The 22648-nt window shown below is 67.1% G+C and carries 19 protein-coding genes, 1 pseudogene and 1 riboswitch; of the genes and pseudogenes, 8 read left to right on the top strand and 12 right to left on the bottom strand.

The annotated features are described in order from the left end of the window. Positions 1 to 59: 59 nt before the first annotated feature. Positions 60 to 398 (bottom strand): hypothetical protein, encoded by a 339-nt coding sequence (locus AWC08_RS34835; RefSeq protein WP_142283373.1) that lies wholly within the window; start codon positions 396 to 398, stop codon positions 60 to 62. 59 nt (positions 399 to 457) lie between these two features. Here AWC08_RS34835 and AWC08_RS02485 point away from each other — a divergent pair, with 59 nt between their 5' ends. Both AWC08_RS02485 and AWC08_RS02480 read left to right on the top strand, forming a co-directional pair. After that, the gene (locus AWC08_RS02485) at positions 458 to 772 is read left to right on the top strand and encodes a hypothetical protein (protein WP_232008074.1); all 315 of its coding nucleotides are present in this window, start codon (positions 458 to 460) and stop codon (positions 770 to 772) included. Continuing rightward, positions 769 to 1329, top strand: a complete 561-nt coding sequence (locus AWC08_RS02480) for a carboxymuconolactone decarboxylase family protein (RefSeq protein ID WP_069434915.1) — start codon at positions 769 to 771, stop codon at positions 1327 to 1329. Before AWC08_RS02485 ends, AWC08_RS02480 begins: the two co-directional genes overlap by 4 nt. Here AWC08_RS02480 and AWC08_RS02475 read toward each other — a convergent pair. From AWC08_RS02475 to AWC08_RS02455, 5 genes are all read right to left on the bottom strand, one after another. Continuing rightward, positions 1310 to 2770 carry a PPE family protein gene (locus AWC08_RS02475; protein ID WP_069434916.1) on the bottom strand — a complete coding sequence of 487 codons (1461 nt, stop codon included), beginning with the start codon at positions 2768 to 2770 and terminating at the stop codon, positions 1310 to 1312. The two genes, AWC08_RS02480 and AWC08_RS02475, sit on opposite strands and share 20 nt — an antisense overlap. Before the next feature lie 265 nt (positions 2771 to 3035). After that, positions 3036 to 3767: a class I SAM-dependent methyltransferase gene (locus AWC08_RS02470; protein ID WP_069434921.1), complete on the bottom strand. Its 732-nt coding sequence runs from the start codon at positions 3765 to 3767 to the stop codon at positions 3036 to 3038. Next, positions 3764 to 4903, bottom strand: a complete 1140-nt coding sequence (metX, locus tag AWC08_RS02465) for a homoserine O-acetyltransferase MetX (RefSeq protein WP_065136160.1) — start codon at positions 4901 to 4903, stop codon at positions 3764 to 3766. The genes AWC08_RS02470 and metX overlap by 4 nt, the downstream gene beginning before the upstream one ends. 11 nt (positions 4904 to 4914) lie before the next feature. Next, on the bottom strand, positions 4915 to 6267 hold the full coding sequence (locus AWC08_RS02460; RefSeq protein WP_082986622.1) for a bifunctional o-acetylhomoserine/o-acetylserine sulfhydrylase: 1353 nt from the start codon (positions 6265 to 6267) through the stop codon (positions 4915 to 4917). A gap of 120 nt (positions 6268 to 6387) precedes the next feature. Continuing rightward, positions 6388 to 6504: riboswitch (SAM riboswitch) on the bottom strand. A 57-nt stretch (positions 6505 to 6561) separates the two neighbouring features. Next, positions 6562 to 7359, bottom strand: coding sequence for an alpha/beta fold hydrolase (locus tag AWC08_RS02455; protein ID WP_065136209.1), 798 nt, complete (start codon positions 7357 to 7359; stop codon positions 6562 to 6564). A 271-nt stretch (positions 7360 to 7630) separates the two neighbouring features. On the opposite strand from AWC08_RS02455, the gene trpS reads away from it, so the two are divergent. From trpS to yhjD (AWC08_RS02440), 3 genes are read left to right on the top strand one after another with little or no spacing between them, the layout of a single operon-like run. After that, complete coding sequence (trpS, locus tag AWC08_RS02450) at positions 7631 to 8650, top strand: tryptophan--tRNA ligase (RefSeq protein WP_065136161.1); 1020 nt, start codon at positions 7631 to 7633, stop codon at positions 8648 to 8650. Between the two features lie 7 nt (positions 8651 to 8657). Continuing rightward, the gene (gene yhjD, locus AWC08_RS02445; protein WP_065136162.1) at positions 8658 to 9542 is read left to right on the top strand and encodes an inner membrane protein YhjD; all 885 of its coding nucleotides are present in this window, start codon (positions 8658 to 8660) and stop codon (positions 9540 to 9542) included. Beyond that, entirely contained in the window at positions 9539 to 10570 is a 1032-nt protein-coding gene (yhjD, locus tag AWC08_RS02440; RefSeq protein WP_069434917.1) for an inner membrane protein YhjD, read from the top strand. Before yhjD (AWC08_RS02445) ends, yhjD (AWC08_RS02440) begins: the two co-directional genes overlap by 4 nt. Before the next feature lie 18 nt (positions 10571 to 10588). Here yhjD (AWC08_RS02440) and nagA read toward each other — a convergent pair whose 3' ends face one another. Genes nagA through AWC08_RS02425 form a run of 3 tightly spaced genes read right to left on the bottom strand, consistent with a single transcriptional unit; the run spans position 10589 to position 13376 of the window. Next, positions 10589 to 11704, bottom strand: a complete 1116-nt coding sequence (gene nagA, locus AWC08_RS02435) for an N-acetylglucosamine-6-phosphate deacetylase (protein WP_069434918.1) — start codon at positions 11702 to 11704, stop codon at positions 10589 to 10591. Continuing rightward, entirely contained in the window at positions 11701 to 13053 is a 1353-nt protein-coding gene (locus tag AWC08_RS02430; RefSeq protein ID WP_069434922.1) for a sugar porter family MFS transporter, read from the bottom strand. The genes nagA and AWC08_RS02430 overlap by 4 nt, the downstream gene beginning before the upstream one ends. Beyond that, a complete protein-coding gene (locus tag AWC08_RS02425) occupies positions 13053 to 13376 on the bottom strand; it encodes a hypothetical protein (RefSeq protein ID WP_065136165.1) in 324 nt (107 codons plus the stop codon). The genes AWC08_RS02430 and AWC08_RS02425 overlap by 1 nt, the downstream gene beginning before the upstream one ends. 219 nt (positions 13377 to 13595) lie before the next feature. Here AWC08_RS02425 and AWC08_RS02420 point away from each other — a divergent pair. Beyond that, positions 13596 to 14804 (top strand): annotated as a pseudogene (locus AWC08_RS02420) (MFS transporter); the annotation flags it as partial. A 23-nt stretch (positions 14805 to 14827) separates the two neighbouring features. Here AWC08_RS02420 and AWC08_RS02415 read toward each other — a convergent pair. The 3 genes from AWC08_RS02415 to dacB1 form a co-directional block, all read right to left on the bottom strand. Then, positions 14828 to 17740: an MMPL/RND family transporter gene (locus AWC08_RS02415; protein ID WP_085087343.1), complete on the bottom strand. Its 2913-nt coding sequence runs from the start codon at positions 17738 to 17740 to the stop codon at positions 14828 to 14830. Then, complete coding sequence (locus AWC08_RS02410; RefSeq protein ID WP_069435130.1) at positions 17737 to 18153, bottom strand: MmpS family transport accessory protein; 417 nt, start codon at positions 18151 to 18153, stop codon at positions 17737 to 17739. The genes AWC08_RS02415 and AWC08_RS02410 overlap by 4 nt, the downstream gene beginning before the upstream one ends. A 196-nt stretch (positions 18154 to 18349) precedes the next feature. After that, complete coding sequence (dacB1, locus tag AWC08_RS02405) at positions 18350 to 19585, bottom strand: D-alanyl-D-alanine carboxypeptidase DacB1 (RefSeq protein WP_065136168.1); 1236 nt, start codon at positions 19583 to 19585, stop codon at positions 18350 to 18352. 128 nt (positions 19586 to 19713) lie between these two features. Here dacB1 and AWC08_RS02400 point away from each other — a divergent pair, with 128 nt between their 5' ends. Together AWC08_RS02400 and AWC08_RS02395 are read left to right on the top strand one after the other, a co-directional pair. Then, positions 19714 to 20280 (top strand): MerR family transcriptional regulator, encoded by a 567-nt coding sequence (locus tag AWC08_RS02400; RefSeq protein ID WP_069435128.1) that lies wholly within the window; start codon positions 19714 to 19716, stop codon positions 20278 to 20280. Then, positions 20277 to 22550 (top strand): VIT domain-containing protein, encoded by a 2274-nt coding sequence (locus AWC08_RS02395; protein WP_083271377.1) that lies wholly within the window; start codon positions 20277 to 20279, stop codon positions 22548 to 22550. Before AWC08_RS02400 ends, AWC08_RS02395 begins: the two co-directional genes overlap by 4 nt. Positions 22551 to 22648: the final 98 nt, after the last annotated feature.

Genomic DNA, 22648 nt, shown 5'->3' with positions numbered 1-22648 from the left:
CACTTCTGTACCTGGAGTCGGGTGGCACCCGTCTCTGGAAAGTGCTATCGCCGGTGATATCACTCGGCTGCTATTCGTAGATTTGCTCCTCGCGCACAAGGAGTGGCGGGATAGCGTCCGCGACGTCGTCCAGGCTGCTTCCTGATTCCGTACGCCAGGCGCTGAGCCGCGCTGACCGCCGCCGCGCCCGCCATGAGCAACCCCCCACCCCTACGCCGATAACCCCGGGCAAACTCCTGCCCCAGCGGGTCTTGGCCGGGATTCACCCCCGAAAGCCCGGCCGTCAACGCTGACAGGGCGGCGACCAGGCCGTTCTCGTCTCCGGCCAGCTCCTGCCCCGCAGCCGACAACTCGGCCGGGTTCACATCGAGCGGAGCCACCGGCCAATTCTCGGTCATCACGCGGGTCTCGTCACATCAGTGGCTGGCCATTCGTCGTCATGACAGAAAGGGGGAATATGACCACGATGACTGACATCAGCCAATTGCATCGGGCCCTGATCGCCCGCATCCTCGACAGCGACGCGCACACACCCGCTGAGCTGCGCCGGGCCGCGTTCGACAACACCGCACCCAGCGGGCCGCTAAGCAGGCTGGTCGACAAGGTCGCCCACCGCTGCTACCAGGTGACCGACGACGACGTCGCCGCCGTCAGGGCCGCGGGGTACAGCGAAGACCAGATTTTCGAGATCGCCGTCTGCGCCGCCGTCGGCCAGGCCAGCCGCCAGTACGACAGCGCACTGGCCGCTCTCGCAGAGGCGACGGACCGATGAGGCTGACCGTCCTGGACCGGGGCCATTCCCTTCCGACCAAGGCACTGTTCGCGGTGATCCGGCTGATGACCCGCCAGCCCGTGGTCGACGCCGTCAAGCTGGCGCTGTACCGCGCCGACTTCTATGGCGCCGGGCCACTGACGCACGAGGCCATGCGCGGACCGTCGCAATGGTCCGTCGGCGACCGCGAGCTGATGGCCGCCGTCGTCTCTCAGGCCAACCAGTGCTCATTCTGCGTCGCCGCGCACTCCGCCACATCCAGCCAGGCATACGGTGATCCGGCCACCGTGCAAGCCGTCCTCGCAGACCTGGACACCGCACCCATCAGCGAGCCGCTGCGCGCCACGTTGCGCATGTTGACGAAGCCCTGCACCCCGGACGACATCCGCGCCGCGCTGGCCGAAGGCGTTACTCCGCAGCAGATTACCGACGCGCTCAACGTCGCCCTGGTCTTCGGCATCACCAACCGGCTGGCCAATGCCTTCGGTTTCGACGTCGCCGGACCGGAGGCGATGAACGCCGGAGCCAAACACCTGCTCAAGCGCGGCTACCGGTGAAGAAGTAACCCGAGAGCTGCCGGCCGATATTGCTCACACCCGAGTCGAAGGCCTGTGCCAGGAGACTCAGGGCGCTGGTGTTGTAGACGCCGGAGACGGTGTTGCCCACGTTCAGCAGGCCGGAGGTGAGTTGCCCGACGTTGTAGTAGCCCGAAAGTCCTCCGGGCAACGAGTCAGGTACCTGGTTCCAGAAGCCCGAAATAGCGGACCCGATGTTTCCGACACCCGAGGTGCTGCCGGCGCCGCTGTTGAAGAAGCCGGAAGACGGTGCGGTGGTGGAGTTTCCGTACCCGGGGCCACCGGCAATGGTGATCGGCACTTCGATCGACCCCAGGCCGCCGGCCAGGGAGACGTGTAGCGGGAACCCGGGAATGGTGAATCCCGGAATTGTCACGTCACCGGTGGAGCCGTGCAGCGGCAGGCTGAGATCGAATCGCGGAATGGTGAATCCACGGATGACGAAGGGGTCCGTACTTCCCTGCAGCGGCAGGCTTACCCCCAAGCTGTCCACGCTGAAACCGGTGATCGTGAACGGGGCGGTACTGCCGCTCAGCGGCACCCTGAAGCCGAGCTCGTCAATGGTCAAGCCGGGGATGGTGAACGGACCGGTGTTGCCGAAGCCGATGTTTCCGACGCCGGAATTCCCGAACCCGACGTTATTGCTACCGGTGTTCCCGAAGCCGATGTTGCTCAGGGCCGCGGTCATGCCGAGCCCCGAGTTGCCGAAGCCGACGTTCCCGACGCCGACGTTCCCCACACCGCGGTTGTCCGTGCCCAAGTTGCCGAAGCCGATGTTGGTGCTCCCGGCGTTACCGGCGCCGAGGTTGAGGTCGCCGACGTCCCCGCTGCCCACATTGAAGATGCCCAGGTTGGCGTTGCCGATGTTCCCTGAGCCCGAATTAGCCACACCCGCACTGAAATTGATCATCGGCTCGGCGAACGGCGTGAGCGCCGAAGCCACCGCCGCCGCGCCGGCGTGGTATGCCGACATCGCAGACACGTCGGCAGCCCACATGTGTTCGTAGGCGGCCTCGACCGTCGCAATCGACGGCGCATTCTGCCCGAAGAGATTCGACAGAGCGAGCGAGACCAGTTCAGATCGGTTGGCCGCCAACATAACCGGCGGCACCACCGCCGAACGCACTGTCTCGATCAGCGCGGTCATGGTGTTAGCCTGCCCGGCTGCCTGCCCTGCCTCCGCAGCGACTGCGGAGAGCCAGTTCCGAAACGGGAGGGCCGTGGCCGCCATCGCCGCCGCCGCCGGACCCTGCCAGGCCGCGGCCGTCAAACCGGCCACGATGGAACCGAAAGAATCTGCAGCGATGAACAATTCATCCGATAACCCGCTCCAGGCCGTCGCCGCAGCCAGCATCGGCTGCGAACCCGCGCCGGCCAGGATCAGGCCCGAATTGACCTCCGGCGGCAACGCTAGGAAGCTCATCGGCCTCCGCCTCTCTCGTCGTCGTCGGTCGCGGCATGTCCGCGACGCCGACCGACATACGGCGGAGCCCGAAATTGGCTGGATCCAATTGTCGAAATAAAATGCAAACGTTACCTTTTCGAGATTAACTCTGAACCAAATTTCAGCATTTGTCTATCAAAGGCACAACATGGCAGTTGTTGTCCATTTCGAGAAAGCGACCGCCGTGCCGGTCAATTTCTGGGCACCCCGAATTGATCGGCATGCCGCACGCGGCCGAGGGCAATCAGGAAAGGGTGGCCCGCACGCACACCGTGACGTACGGCAGCGCCAGCCCGGCGGAGTTTGCCAGCGCCGGGTGGGTGGCCAGCAGCTCGCGGACCTTGTCGAGGGTCTTGGTGCGTACCTCGGCGGGCGAGTTGATGCAGTAGGTGCGGGACGCGACCAGATCGATAAGCGCTTGCGGCGTCAGGTAGTTCGTCCACTCCACCTGGTGGCGCTGCGCGTCGGTGAAGGGCTCGGGCAGGGTCGCGCTGTCGCGCAGCGGGTCCTCGTCGCGGCCGATGATTTCGCCCAGCTTGCGCACCCAGCCCAGTCGCTCGTCACGGGTGTTCCACACCAGGCCGAGCCGTCCCCCCGGCCGCAGCACCCGAGCCACCTCCGGAATCGCGCGGGCCGGATCCACCCAGTGCCACGCCTGGGCAACCAGTACCGTATCAACGCTGTTGTCCGGCAACGGAATCTCTTCCGCGGTGCCCAGCAGTGCGCGAGTGTCGGGCAGCGATGCGGTCAAAACTTCGAGCATCTCGGGCACCGGGTCGACGGCCACCACGTCCAGCCCACGCTCGACCAGCCGGGTGGTCAGCTTGCCGGTGCCGGCGCCCAGGTCGAGCACCTGGCGCGCACCGCTGGGCAGCAGCCAGTCGATCGCGTCGGGCGGATAGGTCGGGCGGCCCCGCTCGTAGGCGGCCGCCGCCGAGCCGAACGACAGGGAGCGGTCACGCCGGGAGCGGGTCACCGCGAACACGCGCCCTGTGCGAGCGCCAAATCGAGGGTCTCGCGGATCAAAACCCCGACGGCGTCGGATTCCACCAGGAAGCCGTCGTGCCCGCAGACCGACTTGACCACCCGCACCCCGGCGCAACCCGGCAGCAGCTCGGCCAACTCGTCCTGCAACCGCAATGGGTAGAGCCGGTCGGAGGTGACCCCGCCGACCACCGCCGGCACCGGGCAGCGGGTGAGCGCCGCGTGCAGCCCGCCGCGCCCGCGCCCGACGTCGTGGCTGTTGAGTGCCTCGGTCAGGGCCACGTAGCTGCCCGCGTCGAAGCGGGCCAGCAGCTTGTCGCCCTGGTGCTCCAGGTAGCTCTGCACCGCGTAGCGTCCGCCGGCCGTCGGGTCTTCGCCGTCTTGGGCGTCGTTGCCGAACCGCCGGTCGAGTTCGACCTCACCGCGGTAGGTCAGGTGCGCGATGCGGCGCGCGATCCGCAGCCCGTCGTCGGGTGACCGACCCGTTTCGTAGTAGTCGCCGCCCTGCCAGTTCGGGTCGGCCTTGATGGCCGCGATCTGCGTGGTCTGGGTGCCGAGCTGATCGCCGGTGGCGCGCGCGCCGACCGCCAGCAGCAGCCCTGCCCGCACCCGTTCCGGGTGACCGACCATCCACTCCAAAGCCCGGGCACCGCCCATGGAACCGCCAACGACCGCGGCCACCTGGGTTATTCCCAGCGCGGCCAGCGCGGCCAGGTCCGCCTCCACCTGGTCGCGCACGGTGATCTGCGGAAACCTTGAGCCGTAAGGCTTTCCGTCGCAGGCAAGCGAACTCGGACCGGTGGAGCCGCGGCACCCACCGAGCACGTTGGTGGCCACCGCGCACCAGCGGTCGGTGTCGATGGGCGCGCCCGGCCCGGCGACCCCGTCCCACCAACCGGGGGTCGGATGCCCCGGTCCGGCGGGCCCGGTGATGTGCGAGTCGCCGGTGAGCGCGTGCAAGACCATGACGACGTTGTCGCGCGCCGGCGACAGCTCACCCCAGCGCTGGACGGCGATGTGGACATCGTCGATCACCGCGCCGCTCTCCAGCCTCAGCGGGCCGATGTCGACGACGCCGATCTCGCCTTCCGCGGGCAGCGTCTGAGTGGGCACGTCGGAGATCGTCATGTCAGGTCTCCTCAGAAGGCCGCCACGGTCTGCGGGTCGCTGGTCTTAGAGGCGCTATATACCCCGGCGGCAGCAAATCCACGCTCCAGGTCGGCCAGGATGTCGTCGATACCCTCGATGCCCACCGCCAACCGCACCAGACCGGGTGTTACACCCGTGGCCAGTTGCTCTGCCGGGCTGAGTTGGGCGTGGGTGGTCGACGCCGGGTGGATCACCAGCGAACGCACGTCACCGATGTTGGCGACGTGGCTGTGCAACTGCAGCGCGTCGACGAACGCTTTGCCAGCCTCCGCGCCGCCGGCCAGCTCGAACGCCAGGACGGCGCCGGCGCCCTTGGGTGCCAGCTTCTTCGCCCGCTCGTGCCACGGCGAACTCGGCAGCCCCGCGTAATTGACCGACAGCACGTCGTCGCGGGCTTCCAGGAACTCGGCCACCCGCTGGGCGTTGGCGACGTGCCGCTCGATGCGCAGGCTCAGCGTTTCCAGGCCCTGGGCCACCAGGAACGCGTTGAACGGCGACGCCGCCGAACCCAGGTCGCGCAGCAACTGCACCCGGGCCTTCAGTGCGTAGGCGGGCGGTCCCAGCTCGGCATACACCACACCGTGATAGCTGGGGTCGGGGGTGGTGAAGCCGGGGAATCGGCCCTGCGTCCAGTCGAAGGTGCCGCCGTCGACGATCACCCCGGCGATCGCCGAGCCGTGCCCGCCCAGGTACTTGGTGGCCGAGTGGACCACCACGTCGGCGCCGTGCGCCAGCGGCTGGATCAGGTAGGGAGTGGGAATCGTGTTGTCGACGATCAGCGGCACCCCGTTGCGGTGCGCGACCTCGGCCACGCCCGGGATGTCCAGGATGTCGATCTGCGGGTTGGAGATGGTCTCACCGAAGAACGCCTTGGTGTTGGGCCGGACCTCGGCCTGCCAGGACTCCAGATCGTCGGGATCGGAGACGAAGCTGACCTCGATGCCCAACTTGGCCAGCGAGTAGTGGAACAGGTTGTAGGTCCCGCCGTAGAGCCGGGGGCTGGACACGATGTGATCGCCCGCGCCGGCCACGTTGAGGATGGCGAACGTCTCCGCCGCCTGCCCGGAGGACAGGAACAAGGCGGCCACGCCGCCTTCGAGGGCGGCGATGCGCTGCTCGACCACGTCGGTGGTCGGGTTGCCGATGCGGGTGTAGATGTTGCCCGGCTCGGCGAGGGAGAACAGTGCCGCGGCATGCGCGACGTTGTCGAAGGTGTAGGACGTCGTCTGGTAGATCGGCAGGGCGCGCGCGTTGGTCGTCGGGTCCGGGCGCTGACCGGCGTGGATCTGCTTGGTCTCGAAAGACCACTGCGCGGTCGGGTCGATGTCGTTGTCGGAGCTCACTCTGATCGCTTTCTGCTCTGGAAACGGCGGTTAGCAAAGAAAGGCACAGCGGACAGAGCTGTATCGGTGAGGAGAATGCGCATCTCGTTTCCCTGTCAGCTCAGGGGCCCGATCACGGCGGACCCGCGCTTGCCGCGTAGCCGTTGGCTACTCAACCTGGTCATCACCCGGGGCACCCCACCGCGGTTGGAGGGTTGCCGGCCAGCAAGCCGGGGCTTGACGCTGGCGCTCATGACCGATTCGCAGCTTATCGTATTGCTGCTGTGTCCTGCCAAATCGACTGGCGAGGCGGGGTCAGCCGGCCGGCGGCTCGAGGACGCGAACCGGTGGCGAGACTTCCTCGAGGAATTCCAGGATCACCTCGGTGACACGCCCCGGCGCCTCGAACATGGGCACGTGCCCGACGTCCTCCAGCACGGTGAACTGGTGATCATCGGGCAGATGGTGGCGGAAGTGCTTGCTGAACCTGGGGGAGGGGACGATGCGGTCCTTGGTGCAGATCACCAGGTGAGCCGGGACGGCGTTCTCGGCCAGTTCCTGCAGGCCGGGCATCAGCAACGCCTTGAGCAGCAGCTGGAAGTAGGCCGGGCAGTGCGCGACGTCGTCGATGATGATGCTCAGTTCGCGTTCGCTGACGCCCTCGGGTTTCGCGCTGATCGCATACGTGGCCAGTTGACGGCTGAACGGAACCCGCATGACCTTCGGCCCGAACAACCAGGCGAAAATCAACAGCGGAATGCCGAGGATGAACTTGGCGATCACCTCGAACTTGGCCAGGCTCCAGCGCGTCCAGCCGCCGGCCGGCGCGATGCCGGTGACGCTGCGCGCGCGGCCTCGTCGTTCCAGCTCGAACGCGACCCAGCCGCCCAGCGAGTTGCCGACGATGTGGGCGGTTTCCCAGCCGAGCTCGTCCATCTGGCGTTCGACGTGGTCGGCGAGCACCGACGACGACAGGAACCAGGTGCCGGCGCGCGGACCCCCGTTGTGGCTGGCCATGGTGGGCGCGAAGACCTCGTAGCGGCCGGTGTCGGCGAGTTGGCGGGCGACCACCTCCCACACCGTCTGGGACATCAGGAACGGGTGCAGGAGCAGGACCGGCTCCGCGGACCCGTCAGTGGGTCCTAGGTGGATCGGTTCTCTGGTGGCCCCCGCCGGTGACGGTCTACGCAGACGTCGCATATTTCCGACAGTAAATGCGGTACCGCCGGTACCGCAAGCTGCCCCCGGGTGGGCGGCCCGCCGGCGCCGAACGTGAATGTGGTGTCACGCTCGACGTCGAACGTGACTGTGGTGTCACACTCGCCGGAGCGGGCGCCGCCGTGTTGCCGCGCCGCTGCACCGCGCGTGAAAAGATCGGGGCATCATGAGCACCCCTAACGGAACCCGCCGGATCTTCTCCGGCGTGCAGCCCACTTCCGACTCCATGCACCTCGGCAACGCCCTGGGCGCGGTCGCCCAGTGGGTGGGGCTGCAGGACGGGTACGAGGCGTTCTTCTGCGTCGTCGACCTGCACGCCATCACCATTCCCCAGGACCCCGAAGCGCTGCGGCGCCGCACCCTGATCACCGCGGCGCAGTACCTGGCGCTGGGCATCGACCCGAACAGCGCCACCATCTTCGTGCAGAGCCACGTGCCCGCCCACAGCCAACTCGCGTGGGTGTTGGGCTGCTTCACCGGCTTCGGCCAAGCCTCGCGAATGACGCAGTTCAAGGACAAGTCGAGTAAACAGGGCGCCGATTCCACCACCGTCGGCCTGTTCACCTACCCGGTGCTGCAGGCCGCCGACGTGCTGGCCTACGACACTGACCTGGTGCCGGTGGGCGAGGACCAGCGCCAGCATCTGGAGCTGGCGCGCGACGTCGCCCAGCGGTTCAACAGCCGCTTCCCGGACACCTTCGTAGTTCCCGACGTGCTCATTCCGAAGGTCACCGCCAAGATCTACGACCTGCAGGACCCGACGTCGAAGATGAGCAAGTCGGCGTCCACCGACGCCGGGCTGATCAGCCTGCTCGACGATCCGGCCCGCTCCGCCAAGAAGATTCGCTCGGCGGTCACCGACAGCGAACGCGAGATCCGGTATGACCCGCAAGCCAAGGCCGGCGTGTCGAACCTGCTCAGCATCCAGTCGGCGGTCACCGGGGTCGCGATCGACGCACTGGTCGACGGCTATGCCGGGCGGGGTTACGGCGACCTGAAGAAGGACACCGCCGAGGCCGTCGTCGAATACATCAGCCCGATCAGGGCCCGCGTGCAGGAGCTCACGGCCGATCCGGCCGAACTGGAGTCGGTGCTCGCCGCCGGCGCGCAGCGTGCCAACGATGTCGCCAGCAAAACCCTGCAGCGGGTCTACGATCGGTTAGGTTTCCTTCCGCAAAGGGAATGAGTGGGCCCTGAACAAGCACGATGAGCAGGTCGAGCCGGGGGCTCTCGGCCGGCTTCGGCGCCGATATGGCTGGCTGGACCATGTGATCCGCGCCTTCCTGCACTTCAGAGCATGCAACGGCAACCTGTTCGCGGCGGGCCTCACGTACTACACACTCATCGCGTTGTTTCCTTTGCTGATGATCGGTTTCGCGGTGGGTGGCTTCGCGTTGTCGCGCCGTCCGGAGCTGGTGGACGCGATCGACGACCGCACCCGGTCGTGGGTGTCTCCCGAACTCGGTCAACAACTGGTCGGTGTGATGCATTCGGCGATCTCGGCGCACACGTCCGTCGGGGTGATCGGGCTGATCTTCGCCGCGTGGATGGGCCAGACCTGGATGTACCGGCTGCGGGAAGCGCTGTGCAGGATCTGGGGCCATCAGGTGGACTCACTGGGCTTCGCGCGCACCATCGTCTCCGATCTGACCGCCGTGGTCGGCACTTTCGCGGTGGTCGTGGCCACCATGACGCTGGCTGCCCTGGCCCATGCCGAGCCGATGAAGGTGGCACTGAAACTACTTGGCATACCCGAGCTTTCGGTATTCCACTGGGCTTTCCGAGCCGTGTCGGTGCTGATATCTTTCCTGGTGTCCTGGCTGGTGTTCAGCTGGGTCATCGTTCGATTGCCGAGGGAGTCGGTTGGTGTGGCCACCTCGATGCGGGCCGGTCTGATGGCGGCTGTCGGGTTCGAGTTGTTCAAACTGGTTGGCTCGCTGTACCTGAGAATGGTGCTGCGCAGCGTGGCCGGGGCGACGTTCGGGCCGCTGCTGGGTCTGCTGGTGTTCGCTTACGTCACCTGGGTGCTGGTGCTGTACAGCACCGCCTGGGCCGCCACCGCCCCGGGTGCGGCATGACCAGGCCGACGGACAAGCCGGGCTTTCTGGAACGGCTGCGCAGCCGCCATCCGTGGCTCGACCACATGCTGCGTGCCTACAAACGCTTCGCTGCGCAGAAGGGCACCTTCTTCGCGGCCGGCCTGACCTACTACACCATCTTCGCGTTATTCCCGTTGCTCATGGTCAGTTTCGCGGCCGCCGGATACGTGCTGGCGAGCCGGCCGGCACTGCTGAACACGATCGACGGCCGCATCCGGTCGGCGGTCGCGGGCGAGCTTGGACAGCAGTTGGTCGACCTGATCAATTCGGCGATCGATGCGCGCGCGTCGGTCGGCGTGATCGGTCTGGCCACGGCGGCCTGGGCCGGCCTGGGCTGGATGTGGCACCTGCGCGAAGCGCTGAGCGAAATGTGGGAGCAGCACGTCGAGCCGGACGGCTATGTGCGCACCAAACTCTCCGACCTGGGAGCGATGGTGGGAACCTTCCTGGTGCTGATGGCCACCGTCTTGCTGAGCGCTCTGGGGCAGAAGAGGCCGATGGCGGCCGTCCTGAGATGGCTTCACATACCGGACTATTCGGTGTTCGACGAGATCTTCCGGGGCGTGTCCGTACTCGTTGCGGTACTGGTGACCTGGCTGCTGTTCACCTGGATGATCGCCCGGCTACCGCGGGAGTCGGTGCGTTTTTCCACCTCGGTACGGGCCGGGCTGATGGCCGCGCTGGGATTCGAAGTGTTCAAGCAGGTTGGTTCCATCTACCTGCAGACGGTGGTCCGCAGCCCGGCGGGCGCGGCATTCGGTCCGGTGCTGGGATTGATGGTCTTCGCGTTCGTGACATGGTCGTTGTTGCTGTTCGCCACCGCGTGGGCGGCGACGGCGGCGCCGGAGGACCCCCGGGACAAGCATGTCGACCCGCCGCCGCCGGCGGTCATCAGCCCGCGGATCGTGGTCGAAGAAGGTCTGCGCCCGCGCCAGACGGTGGCCGCCATGGTGGCGGGAGCCGTTGGGGCGCTGACGCTTTCGCGATTGTTCGGACGCCGGCGCTGATCAAAGCGCGCCACCCGACTACCGGGGATCCAGCCACGCGCCGCCGACCATGACCGCGCTCACCTGCAGATCCTTTTGCAGCACAACAAGATCCGCATCTTTGCCGGCGCGGATGGCGCCCACCCGGTCAAGCCCGAGCGTCCGGGCCGGGGTCGTGGCGGTCACCTGAACCGCGGCGGTCAGTCCCGCGCTGCTGGCGACCGCGCGAAAAAGCTGGTCCATCGTCGCCAGGCTGCCAGCGATGGTGGAGGTGCCGCGCACCGTGGCCACTCCGCCGGCGACGACCACGGGCACCGCGCCCAGCCGGTACTCACCGTCCCCGCAGCCGGCGGCCGCGGTTGCATCGGTGATCACCGCGACGCGGTCCGGGCCTGCCCATCCCAGCACCGCATCCACCATCTCGGGGCGGACGTGTACGCCGTCGGCTATCAGTTCGACGGTCACCCCCGGGTGTCGCAGCAGCGCCAGCACCGGTCCGGGTTCGCGGTGATCCATCGGCGGCATCGCGTTGAACAAGTGGGTGCCGACGGTGGCGCCCAGTGCCAGCGCGTGCTGGATCTGCTCGTACGTCGCGTCGGTATGCCCAACGGCGACAACGACATTCGCGTCCACGAAACGCCGGATTGCGTCGTCGCTGCCCGGTAACTCCGGGGCCAGGGTGACCATTCGGATGGTGCCGTCGGCTGCGGCGAGCAGGCCGTCGATCTCGGCGGGCTCGGGAGGCCGCAGCTGGGTGGGGTCGTGGGCGCCGCAACGCGCCGCGCTGAGCCAAGGACCCTCCAGATGGGTGCCCGCCACCGTCCCCTGCCTGGTCGCGTCGGCCAGCAGCTCGACGGCGGACAGCAATTCGGCGGGGGCGGCGGTGACCAGACTGGCCAGGGTGGTGGTGGAGCCGCGGCGCCGGTGGAACCGTGCGGCCGCAACGGGGGCGTCGCTGAACGACGCGCCGCCGCCGCCGTGCACGTGCATGTCGACAAATCCCGGTACCACAACGGAATCGGGGAGGTCGACGTCGGCTTCGGCGGGCGGCGTACCGGCGCCGCAGTCACGGATCGACGGCCCGTCGATGTCCACCCAGCCCGGGCGGCAGACTTCGCCGCCGACGACGACGGTGCCGGCCCGGATCAGCGTCACGAGGCTTCGGTGGGCCAGCGGCCACCGTTCTCCCAGAACTGCCGGATGTCCTCGAGCTGGCGGCCTTTGGTTTCCGGTGCGAAGCGGTACACCACCCAGAACGCGAGTATCGAGAAGGCCCCGAACATCGCGAAAACGCCGGCGCCACCCAGGAAGTGCAATGTCGTCAAGAAGAAGCCGGCCACGATCGCGTTGGCCGTCAGGTTCGAGGTGAGCATCACGCTCGATCCCTTCGAGCGCAGGTGCGAGGGGAAGCTCTCGCCGGCGAAGACCCACACCAGGGAGCCGAAACCGAAGCTGAACCCGATGATGAACAGCAGCACGCCACCGAACCCGAGCACCAGCGGCCCGTTGGGATTCCTGGCGAACACGGCGATCAGCACCGCATCGGCCGCGATCATCATCGCTATGCCCGACAACAGGATTGGCCGACGGCCCACTCGGTCCACCAGGAATAGCGACGTGCCCACCGCCGCCAGCCCGGCCACCTGAACCAGCGCCGGCAGGGCCAGCAGCGCGAAGTAGCCCTGAAAGCCCATGGCCGCGAACAACCGTGGGCTGTAGTACACGATCGCGTTGATGCCGGTGATCTGGACCAGAAAGCCGAGGGTCACCACGAACAGGGTGGCCCGCAGGTACGGCGGCCTGATCATCTCCGAGAAGCCGCCGGTGCCGCTGCGGTCGGCGGCGAGCGCGGCGGCCATGTCCGCCAGCGCGGTGTCGACGGTGGCTTCGGGTTCCAACCGGAGCAATGCGCGGCGCGCGTCATCGGTGCGGCCGCGCATCAGGTACCACCGAGCGGTGTCGGGCATCCGCAGCAGCAGCGGCAGCAGCACCAGGGCGGGCACGGCGGCCAGCCCCAGCATCGCGCGCCAGCTCTCGTATTCCGCCAGGAAGTAGCCGGTCAGGTAACCCAGGATCAGGCCGCTGATCGTCGCCAGCTGATAGCCGGCCAGCAGTGACCCGCGTATCGCCGCCGGCGCCGATTCGGCCACATACACCGGGACCACCACCACCGACACCCCGATGGTCACCCCGAGCAGCAGCCGCGCGCCCAAGAGCATGGGCAGGGAAATCGCCGAGGCGCCCAGCAGAGCGAACAGCGCGTAGCCGACGAGGATCAGCACCATTGTCTTCTTGCGTCCGATCGCATCGGCCAGCACACCGGCGCCCAGCGCGCCGCCGATCTGGCCGATCACCACGGTGGTGGTCACCAGCTCCTGCTGGCGGGTGGTGAGGTCGAACTCCTTGGCGATGAACAGCAGCGCGCCCGCGATGCTGGAAAGGTCGTAGCCGTAGATGACTCCGACGCTGGCCGCGGTGAGCCCGACCAGCAAACCTTTGCCGATCAGACCTTCACCTTGGCCTTGAGGATTTCGATGACCTTGGCCGGGTCCTCCGGTGTGATGCACACCCGCACCCGACGGCCTACGTCGATGACCAGCAGGGTGGACTTGCGACCACGGCGGGGGTCCAGCGGGAACCAGTAGCGGGGGTCGGCGGCTCCCCAGATCCGGCCCTTGCCCGTTGCCCAGCTCATCTTCTCTCGCCTGATGCCCTGGATGTCGGAGTAGGCGACCCGCTTCGCGTTGGCGAAGGGGAAGTAGTAGCGCTTGACGGTCATTCCGTCCTCATCGAGCGTGAGTCCGGCATCGTCGTACAGGGCGGTCATCCGGCAGATTGTAGTGCTTCCCGCCGCTCGGACCGGCGATTCGCCGGGCGTGCTGCCGGGCCGGGTCAAAACCCTCAGTGGCGATATCAAATGTGTGACGAATGTGACACAAGTATAAATTCGGTTACGGTTGTCCACCGATTGGGGGACAACTCGCTCCTCCGTCCTCATCCGATCGGTGGATGGTTTTGCCTGGTCAGGCGGCAATAAACTCTTCGCATGGTAGCGGTGATGCCTCGGGGACGGACCCAACCGTACGGGCGGCTGCTTTCGCAGGGCAGTTTCTACACCGCGGGGATGCAGCTCAGCAATGGCGCGGTGGTGCTGCCGTACATCTGCGTACACCAGGGCATCGGGTGGGCGGCGGCATTGCTCTTTCCGGCATACGGCCTCGGGTCGATCGTGGGAAATTCGGTGTCGCCGGCGGTGCTGCAGCGGGTAGGGGCGATGCGGCATCTGCTGTTGGCGGCCATCGCGGTGAGCGCGGCCGCGCTGTTCGTCTGCGACGCCGTGGTCCCCTGGAACGGGGTTACCGCCGGCGCGGTTTTCCTGACGACGAGCGCGGGAGGCGGATTCGTCATCGCGATCTCTGGCGTCGCCTACTCCGACATGATCTCCAGCAAACTGTGCGCCGTGCGGCGCGGGGAGCTGTTACTGGTGCAGGGCGCGACGGGGTCGGTGCTGGCGACGGTAGTTGCGCTGCTGGTGGTGCCCGCGCTGGCTCACGGTGACGAGATGGCGTTCCGTCGCGACCTGCTGTGGCTGGGCGCCGCGGGACTCGCCGTCTCCGGCGTCGTGGCGCTGTTCGTCGGCCCGGTGCGATCCACCTCCGTCCCGGCGCGGCTGTCGTTGCGCGACACCTACCGGCAGGGTTTCGCCGTCGCCCGGTCACAGCCGTGGTTTCGCCGGTACGCCGTCACCTACCTGCTGTTCGCTCCGGTCGCTCTGGGCACCACGTTCTACACGCTGCGCATCGCCCACCACAACGGCAGTCTGCACGTGCTGGTCATCCTTTCCAGCGGCGCGCTGGTGATCGGTTCGACACTATGGCGCAAGATCTTCGCCGCCTTCGGCGTGCGTGGGGTGTTGCTGGGCAGCGCTGTGCTGAGCGCCGCTTCGGCCCTGCTGTGCGTGGCGGCCGAGTCATGCGGGCAGTGGAGTCAGCTGTGGGCGTACGGCACCGTGTTCTTCTTGGCGACCATCGCCGCTCAGGCCGTCTTCGTCGCGGCGATCTCGTGGATCAGCGTCATGGCCCCGGTTCAGCACCGTGGGACGTTGATCGGTTTCTGCGCGACGCTGGTCGCGGTCGAGTCCGCGGTGCTGGGAGGGATCCTCGGTGGATTCGCGCAGCAACGCTCCGCGATCTGGCCGGACCTGATCGTCCTGTTGTTGTCCATCCTCGCCGCGGTGGCGGCGCTGGGCGCCCCGGGACCCGAGGCACAGCAGGAGTCTTAAGGGGCCCTGAGGCGATCCGTCTGAGCTGACCGGTCGGTCGGCGTCAGCAACAACGCTCGAACCAGCCGCCGAGGCCCGTGCGGCCGCAGCATCTGACTGGCCGGGCGCGGGCGCACCCGTTGCGGCCACCAGAACCAGCGGCCGAGCAATGCGGCGATGGACGGCGTCATGAACGAGCGCACGATCAGGGTGTCGAACAACAGGCCCAGGCCGATCGTGGTGCCGATCTGCCCGATGATCCGCAAGTCGCTGAACACGAAGAGCGACATGGTGACGGCGAACACCATGCCGGCGGCCGTCACCACTCCGCCGGTTCCGGCCATCGCGCGGATGATTCCGGTGTTCAGACCGGCGCCGATCTCCTCTTTGAGTCGCGAAATCAGCAACAAGTTGTAGTCCGACCCGACGGCCAGCAGCAGGATGACCGACATCGCGAGCACCAGCCAGTACAAGTCGACGCCGAGGATGTCCTGCCAGACCAGCACGGACAGGCCGAACGAGGAACCCATCGACACCAGCACCGTTCCGACGATCACCGCGGCGGCGATCACGCTGCGGGTGACGATCATCATGATGATCAGGATGAGACTGATCGCCGCCACGCCGGCGATCAGCAGGTCGTAGACGGCGGCTTCCTGAATGTCTTTGAATGTCGCCGCGGTGCCGCCCAGGGAGACCAGGGCGCCCTGCAGGGGGGTTCCTTTCAAGGCTTCGGTCGCTGCCTGCTTGATCGGCTCGACGCGAGAGATGCCGGCCGGCGTCGCCGGGTCACCGTCCAGAGCGATGATAAATCGGGCCGCCTTCCCATCCGGGGACAGGAACATCTTCAGGCCCCGTTTGAAATCCGGATTCTCGAAAGCAGACTGCGGAAGATAGAACGAATCATCGATTTGGGCCGCGTCGAATACCCGGCCCATCGCACCGGGGTCCTTGCTGTTGATCTCCGACTGTTTGTAGAACGATTGCAGCGTCCCGTGCCACACCACCAGCATGTCGCGCATGATCGTCATCGTGGAAATCATGGGCGGAATCTGGGCGCGCATCTGCGGCAGCAGGGAGACCAGGATATCCATATCCTTGACTAGATATTCGAGCTTCTCGCTCAGCTGGTCGACACTGTCGAACATGTCGAATATCGATCTGATCGCCCAGCAGGCCGGAATGTCGAAACAGTGCTTTTCCCAGTAGAAGTAGCTGCGAATCGGGCGCAGGAAATCCTCGAAGTTCGACAGTTTGTCGCGCAGCCCGTCGGTGATATTCGACATGTCATGGGTGAGGTGATCCATATCGACGGTGTTGTCGATGACCTGACCCATGAGTTCATACATGTGCTGCATGGTCTGGATGGATAAATCCATTGCCTGCTCCTGCACCACCATGTCGTCCAGGCGGTCCTTCATGAACTGCATGTTTTCGGCATTCGTGACGCCCTGCATGCTGATGATGAAGGGAATGGACGTGTGTTTCATGGACGTACCCAACGGCCGGGTAATGGCCTTCACCTGTGCGATGCCGGGGCTGTGGAAAATCCCTTTGGCGACTTTGTCCAGCACCAGCATGTCCACCGGGGTGCGCATGTCGTGGTCGGATTCGATCAACAACACCTCGGGATTCAGACGCGCCTGCTGGAAGTGGCGTCCGGCCGCGGCATCGCCGACATTGGAGGGCATGCTGGCGGGCATGAACTTGCGGAGGTCGTAGGTGGTCCGGTAGCTGGGCAGGGCCAGCAGGCCGATGAATGCGACGACGCAGGTGGCCGCGAGAACGGGTCCGGGCCAACGCACGATCGCGGTCCCCACCCGTCGCCAGCGCTGGGTGTTCATCCTGCGTTTGGGCTCGAAGAGTCCCACCAGACTGGCCGCGGCCAGTACCGCGGGGCCTAGCGTGACCGCGGCCAGGACCGCAACCAGCATGCCGATGGCACAGGGAGCCCCGAGTGATTGGAAGTAGGGAAGGCGCGCGAAGCTGAGGCAGTACATGGCGCCGGCAATCGTCAGACCCGAGCCCAGGATCACGTGGGTGGTCCCGTGAAACATGGTGAAATACGCCGTTTCCCGATCCTGTCCGGCATAGCGCGCCTCGTGGTAGCGGCCGAGCATGAATATCGCGTAATCGGTGCTGGCCGCAATGGCCAGCAGCGTCAGCAGATTTACCGCCAGGGTGGAAAGCCCGAAAACGTGGTGATACGCCAGGAAGGCGACCACACCCCGAATCGCGCCGAGATTGATGCCTACCGTCACCAAAACCAGAATCATGGTGACCACTGACCGATAGATGAACAGCAACATCACCGCGATCACGACACTGGTGATCAGGGTGACCCTGGCGACGCTCTTGTCTCCCGCCTCCGCCTGATCGGCGTTCAACGCGGTGGGACCGGTGACATATGCCTTCAGCCCGCTCGGTGGCGTCGCGCTTTCCACCGTGTGCCGAACGGCGTGCACCGAGTTGTACGCCGCTGTCTCGTCGCTGCCGAGGAGATACACGACGACGTAGGCGGCCCTATCGTCCGCGCTCTGCGACCCCGCCGCCGTCAATGGATCGCCCCAGAAGTCCTGGATATGGGCGACATGCCGGGTATCGGCGGAAAGCTTTGCGATCAGGTCGTGATAAAAGCGGTGAGCGTCGTCGCCGAGCGGTTTGCCGGACTCCAGCACAATCGTGACCGCGTAATCGGAATCGAACTCGTGGAACAACTGACCGATGCGTTTGACCGTCTGGATTGAAATCGAGTCTTCGGGACTCATCGACACCGACCGCGATTTTCCGACCACTTCCAATTGCGGGATGACGAGATTGACCACAGCGGTCAGGCCCAGCCAGATCAGGATGATGAGTACCGCGAACCGGCGCAGCATCCGGGGCAGCAACGGCGGGCGGGACGCCGGTGTGCTGTCCACCGGCGTCATGCGGACATCACCTGGCAGAAGGTCAACGCTTTCGGACCCGTTTCAGACCGCTCGTCCTTGACCGCGTCGTTCACCACGATCCGGCAGCCGATCATGTCACTGTTGCTCTGAGCCAGCAGGTTGACCGTCACCGAAGGCAGCGGCGTCGTGATCGTCTGCGACCAGGGCAAGGGCACGCTTTCTAGTCGTTGCACCCTGGCGTCTGGATCCAGGTAGGCGATCTTTCCGGTGGGCGCCGGGCCGAAGACCTCATAGGTCACGCGTTTCGGGGCGAACTGCGGGACGTCGTCGTCCGCCGCGACCCGCACGGGCGGCAGTGGGTGCACGCCGAGCATGCTGTGCAGGCGGTAGATGCCCAGCGTTGCCACCAGGGCCACGAAGAAGACAGCCAGCAGCAACCACGTTCTTCGCAGAACGCGGGTGATCGGCGACGTCCTGGCTCGTTGGTCCACCGCGGCGAACGTACACCCCTGATGGGCTGATACCGAACACTTTTGAGGTAATCGTTATCTTGCGATCGACTGCGCGGGAAGCACCATGACGGTGGCCTGTCCGAAATCAGCCGGCAATGCGCTTCGCGATGAGCCGCGCGGCGAGAGGCAGGGGCTCTCAGTGCTGTGCGCGGCCGTTCATCGACCGCGCTATCAGGATCAGCCCGAAGACGACGACGGTGCCGACGACGGCGACCCCGACGCGGATCGGCAGGGAGTCGGCCGAGGACATCAGACCCGCCGCCTGGTTGTTGTCGGGCGCCCGGCTGGCCGGACTCTCCCTAACGGGTACCAGAGATGGGTCTGGCTCGATCAGCGATCCCACTTGAGTGCCTTGCGCGGTGCTGAATCCGTAATCCAGCAGGTGCGCGGCCTGCTCCCACGGCGCGATCGGCAGCCGGGTGCCGTGCAGCAGCACCGCCATCAGGCGCCGGCCGTTGCGGTTGGCGGCGCCGACAAAGGTCTGGCCCGCGTCGTCGGTGTAGCCGGTCTTGCCGCCCATCGCTCCCGGATAGTGGTAGAGCAACTGGTTGTCGTTCTCCAGTTCGTAGCCGGGGTGGTCGCCGTGGCCGGGGAAGTCGAAGGTCCGCGTCGCGACGATGTCGGCGAAGACGGGGTTGCGCCACGCGTATCGGTAGAACAGACCTATGTCGTAGGCCGAAGTGCTCATGCCGGGCCCGTCGAGCCCCGACGGCGTGGCCACCCGGGTGTCCCGCCCGCCCAGCTTCGTCGCCAGCACGTTGAGCTTCTCCAGTGCCTGCTGCATGCCGCCGAGCTGCATCGCCAGAGCGTGCGCGGCGTCGTTGCCGGAGTGCATCAACAGGCCGTGCAGCAGCTGGTTGATGGTGTAGGTGCCGCCGGCGTCCACGCCGACCTTGGTGCCCTCGGCGGCTGCGTCGTCATCGGTTCCCGCGACGGCCTTGTTCTGGCTGAACGCGTTGATGGACGCCATCGCGACCAGCACCTTGATGATGCTGGCGGGGCGGTGCCGGCCGTGCGGATCACGGGCTGCGATGACGGCGCCGCTGTCGAGGTCCGCGACGAGCCACGCCTCGGCGGAGACGTCGCCCGGCACCGGGGGAGTGTCGGGGGCCGCGATGATCCCGCAGCCGCTCAACGCGTTGCCGCCGATCGGAGTCGGCGGCAGAGCCAGCGGCAGGGGCGGGTCGCCGGCGCGGGGCACTTCGGAGGAGTCGACCGCGGGTGGGGTGTTGATCTTGTACGGGCAGTTGGCGGCCTGCGGATTCACCTCGGCGCTGGGCTCGGCGTTGGCAAGCGCGCCTGAGCCGCCGATCGCGAAAAGCGCCGCGGCCAGGCACGACGCTGCGCGTAGAGAGGTCCGTGTGAAGGGCATCGCTGTGCAGATTAAGGGATCGCCGCGCCGATCGCAGGATGGCGCGCTGTGACTGGTGGTGCGGAAGTTGCCAATTGGACGGCAGCTATTTGACAGTGTCGGAAAACTGAGTGACACTGTCAAATAGTATGGAACTGCTCACCCTGCCCGAGTTCGCCGCCGCGGCCGCCGAGGCCGTGCGCGCCTCCGGCGCCGCGCCGGACAACCGTCAGGCCAAGGCCGTCCCCGCCGAGCGGATGGTGCGTTACTACACCTCGCGCGGTTTGCTGCCGCGTCCCGGAAACCGGGGCCGGGCCCTGACGTTCGGGCGCACCCACCTGGTGCGACTGGTCGCCATCAAGCGCCTGCAGGGCCAGGGCCTGTCGCTGGACGAGATCGCGGAGCAGCTGGCGGGCATGTCGGCTGCCCAGGTCGAGGCGCTGGCCGCCATCCCGGACGGCGCCATGCCCGCCGGACTGGGTGATCCGGAGCCCGCTCCCGAACCCGCCCGCGCGGCCGGCGCGTTCTGGCGCGCCGTCCCCGAGACCGTCTCCGCCGGGCCCCCGGCGCCGACCGTCACCCGACTGCAGGCCGTCCGGCTTTCCGACAGTGTCACCTTGCTCGTCGACGGCCCGTTGCCCGATATCGACGCACTGCGCCGCGCCGCTGCGCCGCTGCTGGACCTGCTCGCCAATCCAGGAAAGGAATCCCGATGAGTGCTGAGTTGTTGCCGCTGCTTCCCGTCGAACCCGCGCAACCGGTTCGGACCGGCCGGCCGGGTTGTGGTCAGCTGAGCGCCGACGACGGCCGACCGCTGCCGCTGAAGGCACTGCACGTCGATTCCGCGCTGGTCGGCATGACGGCGAGTTCGACGGTGCGGCAGCGGTTCGTCAACGCCGGCGACACCACGATCGAGGCCACTTACGTGTTCCCACTGCCGGCCCGCGCCGGCGTCACCGAGTTCTCCGCGGAATTGGCCGGGCGGCGGGTGATCGGCGTGCTCAAGGAACGCGGGCAGGCCAGGGCGGACTACGAGCAGGCGCTGGTGTCCGGGCAGCGCGCCGCGATCGTGGAGGAGGACCGCTCCGACGTCTTTTCGGTGCGGGTGGGCAATCTGGGCCCCGGCGAGGAAGCCACCATCGAGATGCGGCTGACCGGGCCGCTGTCTTTCGAGGACGGCGAGGCCACGTTCCGGTTCCCGCTGGTGGTGGCGCCGCGCTACACCGCCGGGACGCCGCTGCCCGGCGACCAGACGGGCGCGGGCACCGCGGCCGACACCGACGCGGTTCCCGACGCATCCCGGGTGACACCGCCACGCCTGCTGGAGTCCGACGAGCGTCCGGACCTGCAGATCTCGCTGAGCCTGGACGGCGCCGGATTCGCGGTCTCAGACCTGCGGTCGTCGCTGCCTACCGCGGTCAGCGAAGCCGACGGGACCACCCGCTTGCAGGTGCAGCCGGGCGCCCGCGCGGACCGCGACTTCGTGCTGCGCTTCCGGGTCGACCGCAGCGAGCTGTCGTCGTCGGCGCTGCTGGTCCCGGACGCCGAGGGGGACGAGGGCACCTGGTCGGTGACGCTGGTGCCGCCCGTGCAGACGGCCAGCGCGCCACGCGATGTCGTGGTGCTGCTGGACCGCTCCGGTTCGATGCATGGCTGGAAGATGATCGCCGCGCGACGGGCCGCCGGCCGGATCGTGGACATGCTCGATGCCGCCGACCGGTTCTGCGTGCTGGCCTTCGACGACCGGATCGACACACCCACCGGCCTGGCCGACGGATTGGTCGAGGCAACCGACCGCAACCGGTTCGCCGCCGCGTCGTGGCTGGGCTCACTGGAAAGTCGCGGCGGGACGGTGATGGCCGAGCCGTTGTACCAGGCGGCGGGCATCCTGGCCGGGACCGGCGAGGACCGCCAGGCCAGCATCGTGCTGGTGACCGACGGTCAGATCACCGGCGAGGACCATCTGTTGCGGATGCTGGCGCCTGCGGTCGGGCGGACCCGCATCTACTGTGTGGGCATCGACCGTGCCGTCAACGCGGGTTTTCTCGATCGGCTCGCGGGGCTGGGTCACGGCCGTTCGGAACTCGTGGAATCCGAGGAGCGTCTCGACGACGTGATGGCGCGCCTGGCCCGGACCATCGGGCGTCCGGCGCTGACCTCGGTGCGGGTGCGCGCCGAGGGAGTTTCACTGCTTGGGGGCACCGTCACCCCCGGCCGCTCTCCCGACGCGTTCGCGGGCATACCCTGCGTCATCTCCGGGCGCTACCGCTGTGCCGGCGACGCGACGTTCCACGTCGAGGCCGACGACTCGGTCACGATAACGCTGCCCGCCCAGCTCGCTCCGGAAGCGGTTGCGGTACGGACGATTTGGGCGCGGTCGGTGGTGCGGGACCTGGAGGACGACTACGCGTCGTATGCCGCCGACGACGAGCTGGCCGCGCGGCTGGTGGCGCACTCGATCCGGTTCGGGGTGCTGTCGCGGTTCACCGCCTTCGTTGCCGTCGACCCGGAGCGCACCGACGCCGGGCCGTTGACCGAGGTGGTCCAGCCCGTCGAGCAGCCCTCCGGTTGGGCGACGAATGTGGGGTTTGCCCGGGTGGGCGGGGCCTACTCGGCCGCAGCGGAATTCGTCATGCCCGCCCCCGCGGGCGCGATGCCGCCGCCGGCCGGTGCGGCGCCCGAGCAGGCGGCCCCCGCCAAGCCTGCCCCGCTGCGGCCGCTGGACAAGCTGCTCAAGCAGGTGGAGAAGGCGACCCAGGTGCGCCGTTCCGGCCTGGACGCGGTGCTCGACGAGTTGAAGCGGCATCGCGACACCGCCACCGACCCCGAGTTGCGGGCCGCGCTCGACCAGCTGTGCGCCGCGCTGGCGCACTTCCTGGAGCACCCGACCGGGCCGCAAAGCCGGCAGGTGCTGGTCAAACTCGACGCGGTCAGAAGGGCCATGACCGGTGCGGACCGACCGGTCAAGCGGCGCTTCTGGCAGTGACTGGGGTCGGCCGCCGGGACAAGCGCTCCTTAATTCACGAAAATATTGACACGTAATAGATTGCATATATGGTGTTCTCATCGCGTCTCACCGAGAGG

The sequence above is a fragment of the Mycobacterium gordonae genome (genome assembly GCF_002101675.1).
Taxonomy (GTDB): domain Bacteria; phylum Actinomycetota; class Actinomycetes; order Mycobacteriales; family Mycobacteriaceae; genus Mycobacterium; species Mycobacterium gordonae.
The sequence above is the reverse complement of the archived record's forward strand: the minus strand, read 5'-3'. Positions and strand labels throughout refer to the sequence as shown.

Excerpts from the sequence above, each read along its gene's own strand:
- metX (WP_065136160.1), bottom strand. The coding sequence starts at position 4,903 with ATGACGATCTCCGACGTGCCCACTCAGACGCTGCCCGCGGAAGGCGAG.
- trpS (WP_065136161.1), top strand. The coding sequence starts at position 7,631 with ATGAGCACCCCTAACGGAACCCGCCGGATCTTCTCCGGCGTGCAGCCC.
- AWC08_RS02480 (WP_069434915.1), top strand. The coding sequence starts at position 769 with ATGAGGCTGACCGTCCTGGACCGGGGCCATTCCCTTCCGACCAAGGCA.
- AWC08_RS34835 (WP_142283373.1), bottom strand. The coding sequence starts at position 398 with ATGACCGAGAATTGGCCGGTGGCTCCGCTCGATGTGAACCCGGCCGAG.
- AWC08_RS02475 (WP_069434916.1), bottom strand. The coding sequence starts at position 2,770 with ATGAGCTTCCTAGCGTTGCCGCCGGAGGTCAATTCGGGCCTGATCCTG.
- dacB1 (WP_065136168.1), bottom strand. The coding sequence starts at position 19,585 with ATGCCCTTCACACGGACCTCTCTACGCGCAGCGTCGTGCCTGGCCGCG.
- AWC08_RS02400 (WP_069435128.1), top strand. The coding sequence starts at position 19,714 with ATGGAACTGCTCACCCTGCCCGAGTTCGCCGCCGCGGCCGCCGAGGCC.
- AWC08_RS02415 (WP_085087343.1), bottom strand. The coding sequence starts at position 17,740 with ATGACGCCGGTGGACAGCACACCGGCGTCCCGCCCGCCGTTGCTGCCC.
- AWC08_RS02425 (WP_065136165.1), bottom strand. The coding sequence starts at position 13,376 with ATGACCGCCCTGTACGACGATGCCGGACTCACGCTCGATGAGGACGGA.
- AWC08_RS02485 (WP_232008074.1), top strand. The coding sequence starts at position 458 with ATGACCACGATGACTGACATCAGCCAATTGCATCGGGCCCTGATCGCC.
- yhjD (WP_069434917.1), top strand. The coding sequence starts at position 9,539 with ATGACCAGGCCGACGGACAAGCCGGGCTTTCTGGAACGGCTGCGCAGC.
- AWC08_RS02395 (WP_083271377.1), top strand. The coding sequence starts at position 20,277 with ATGAGTGCTGAGTTGTTGCCGCTGCTTCCCGTCGAACCCGCGCAACCG.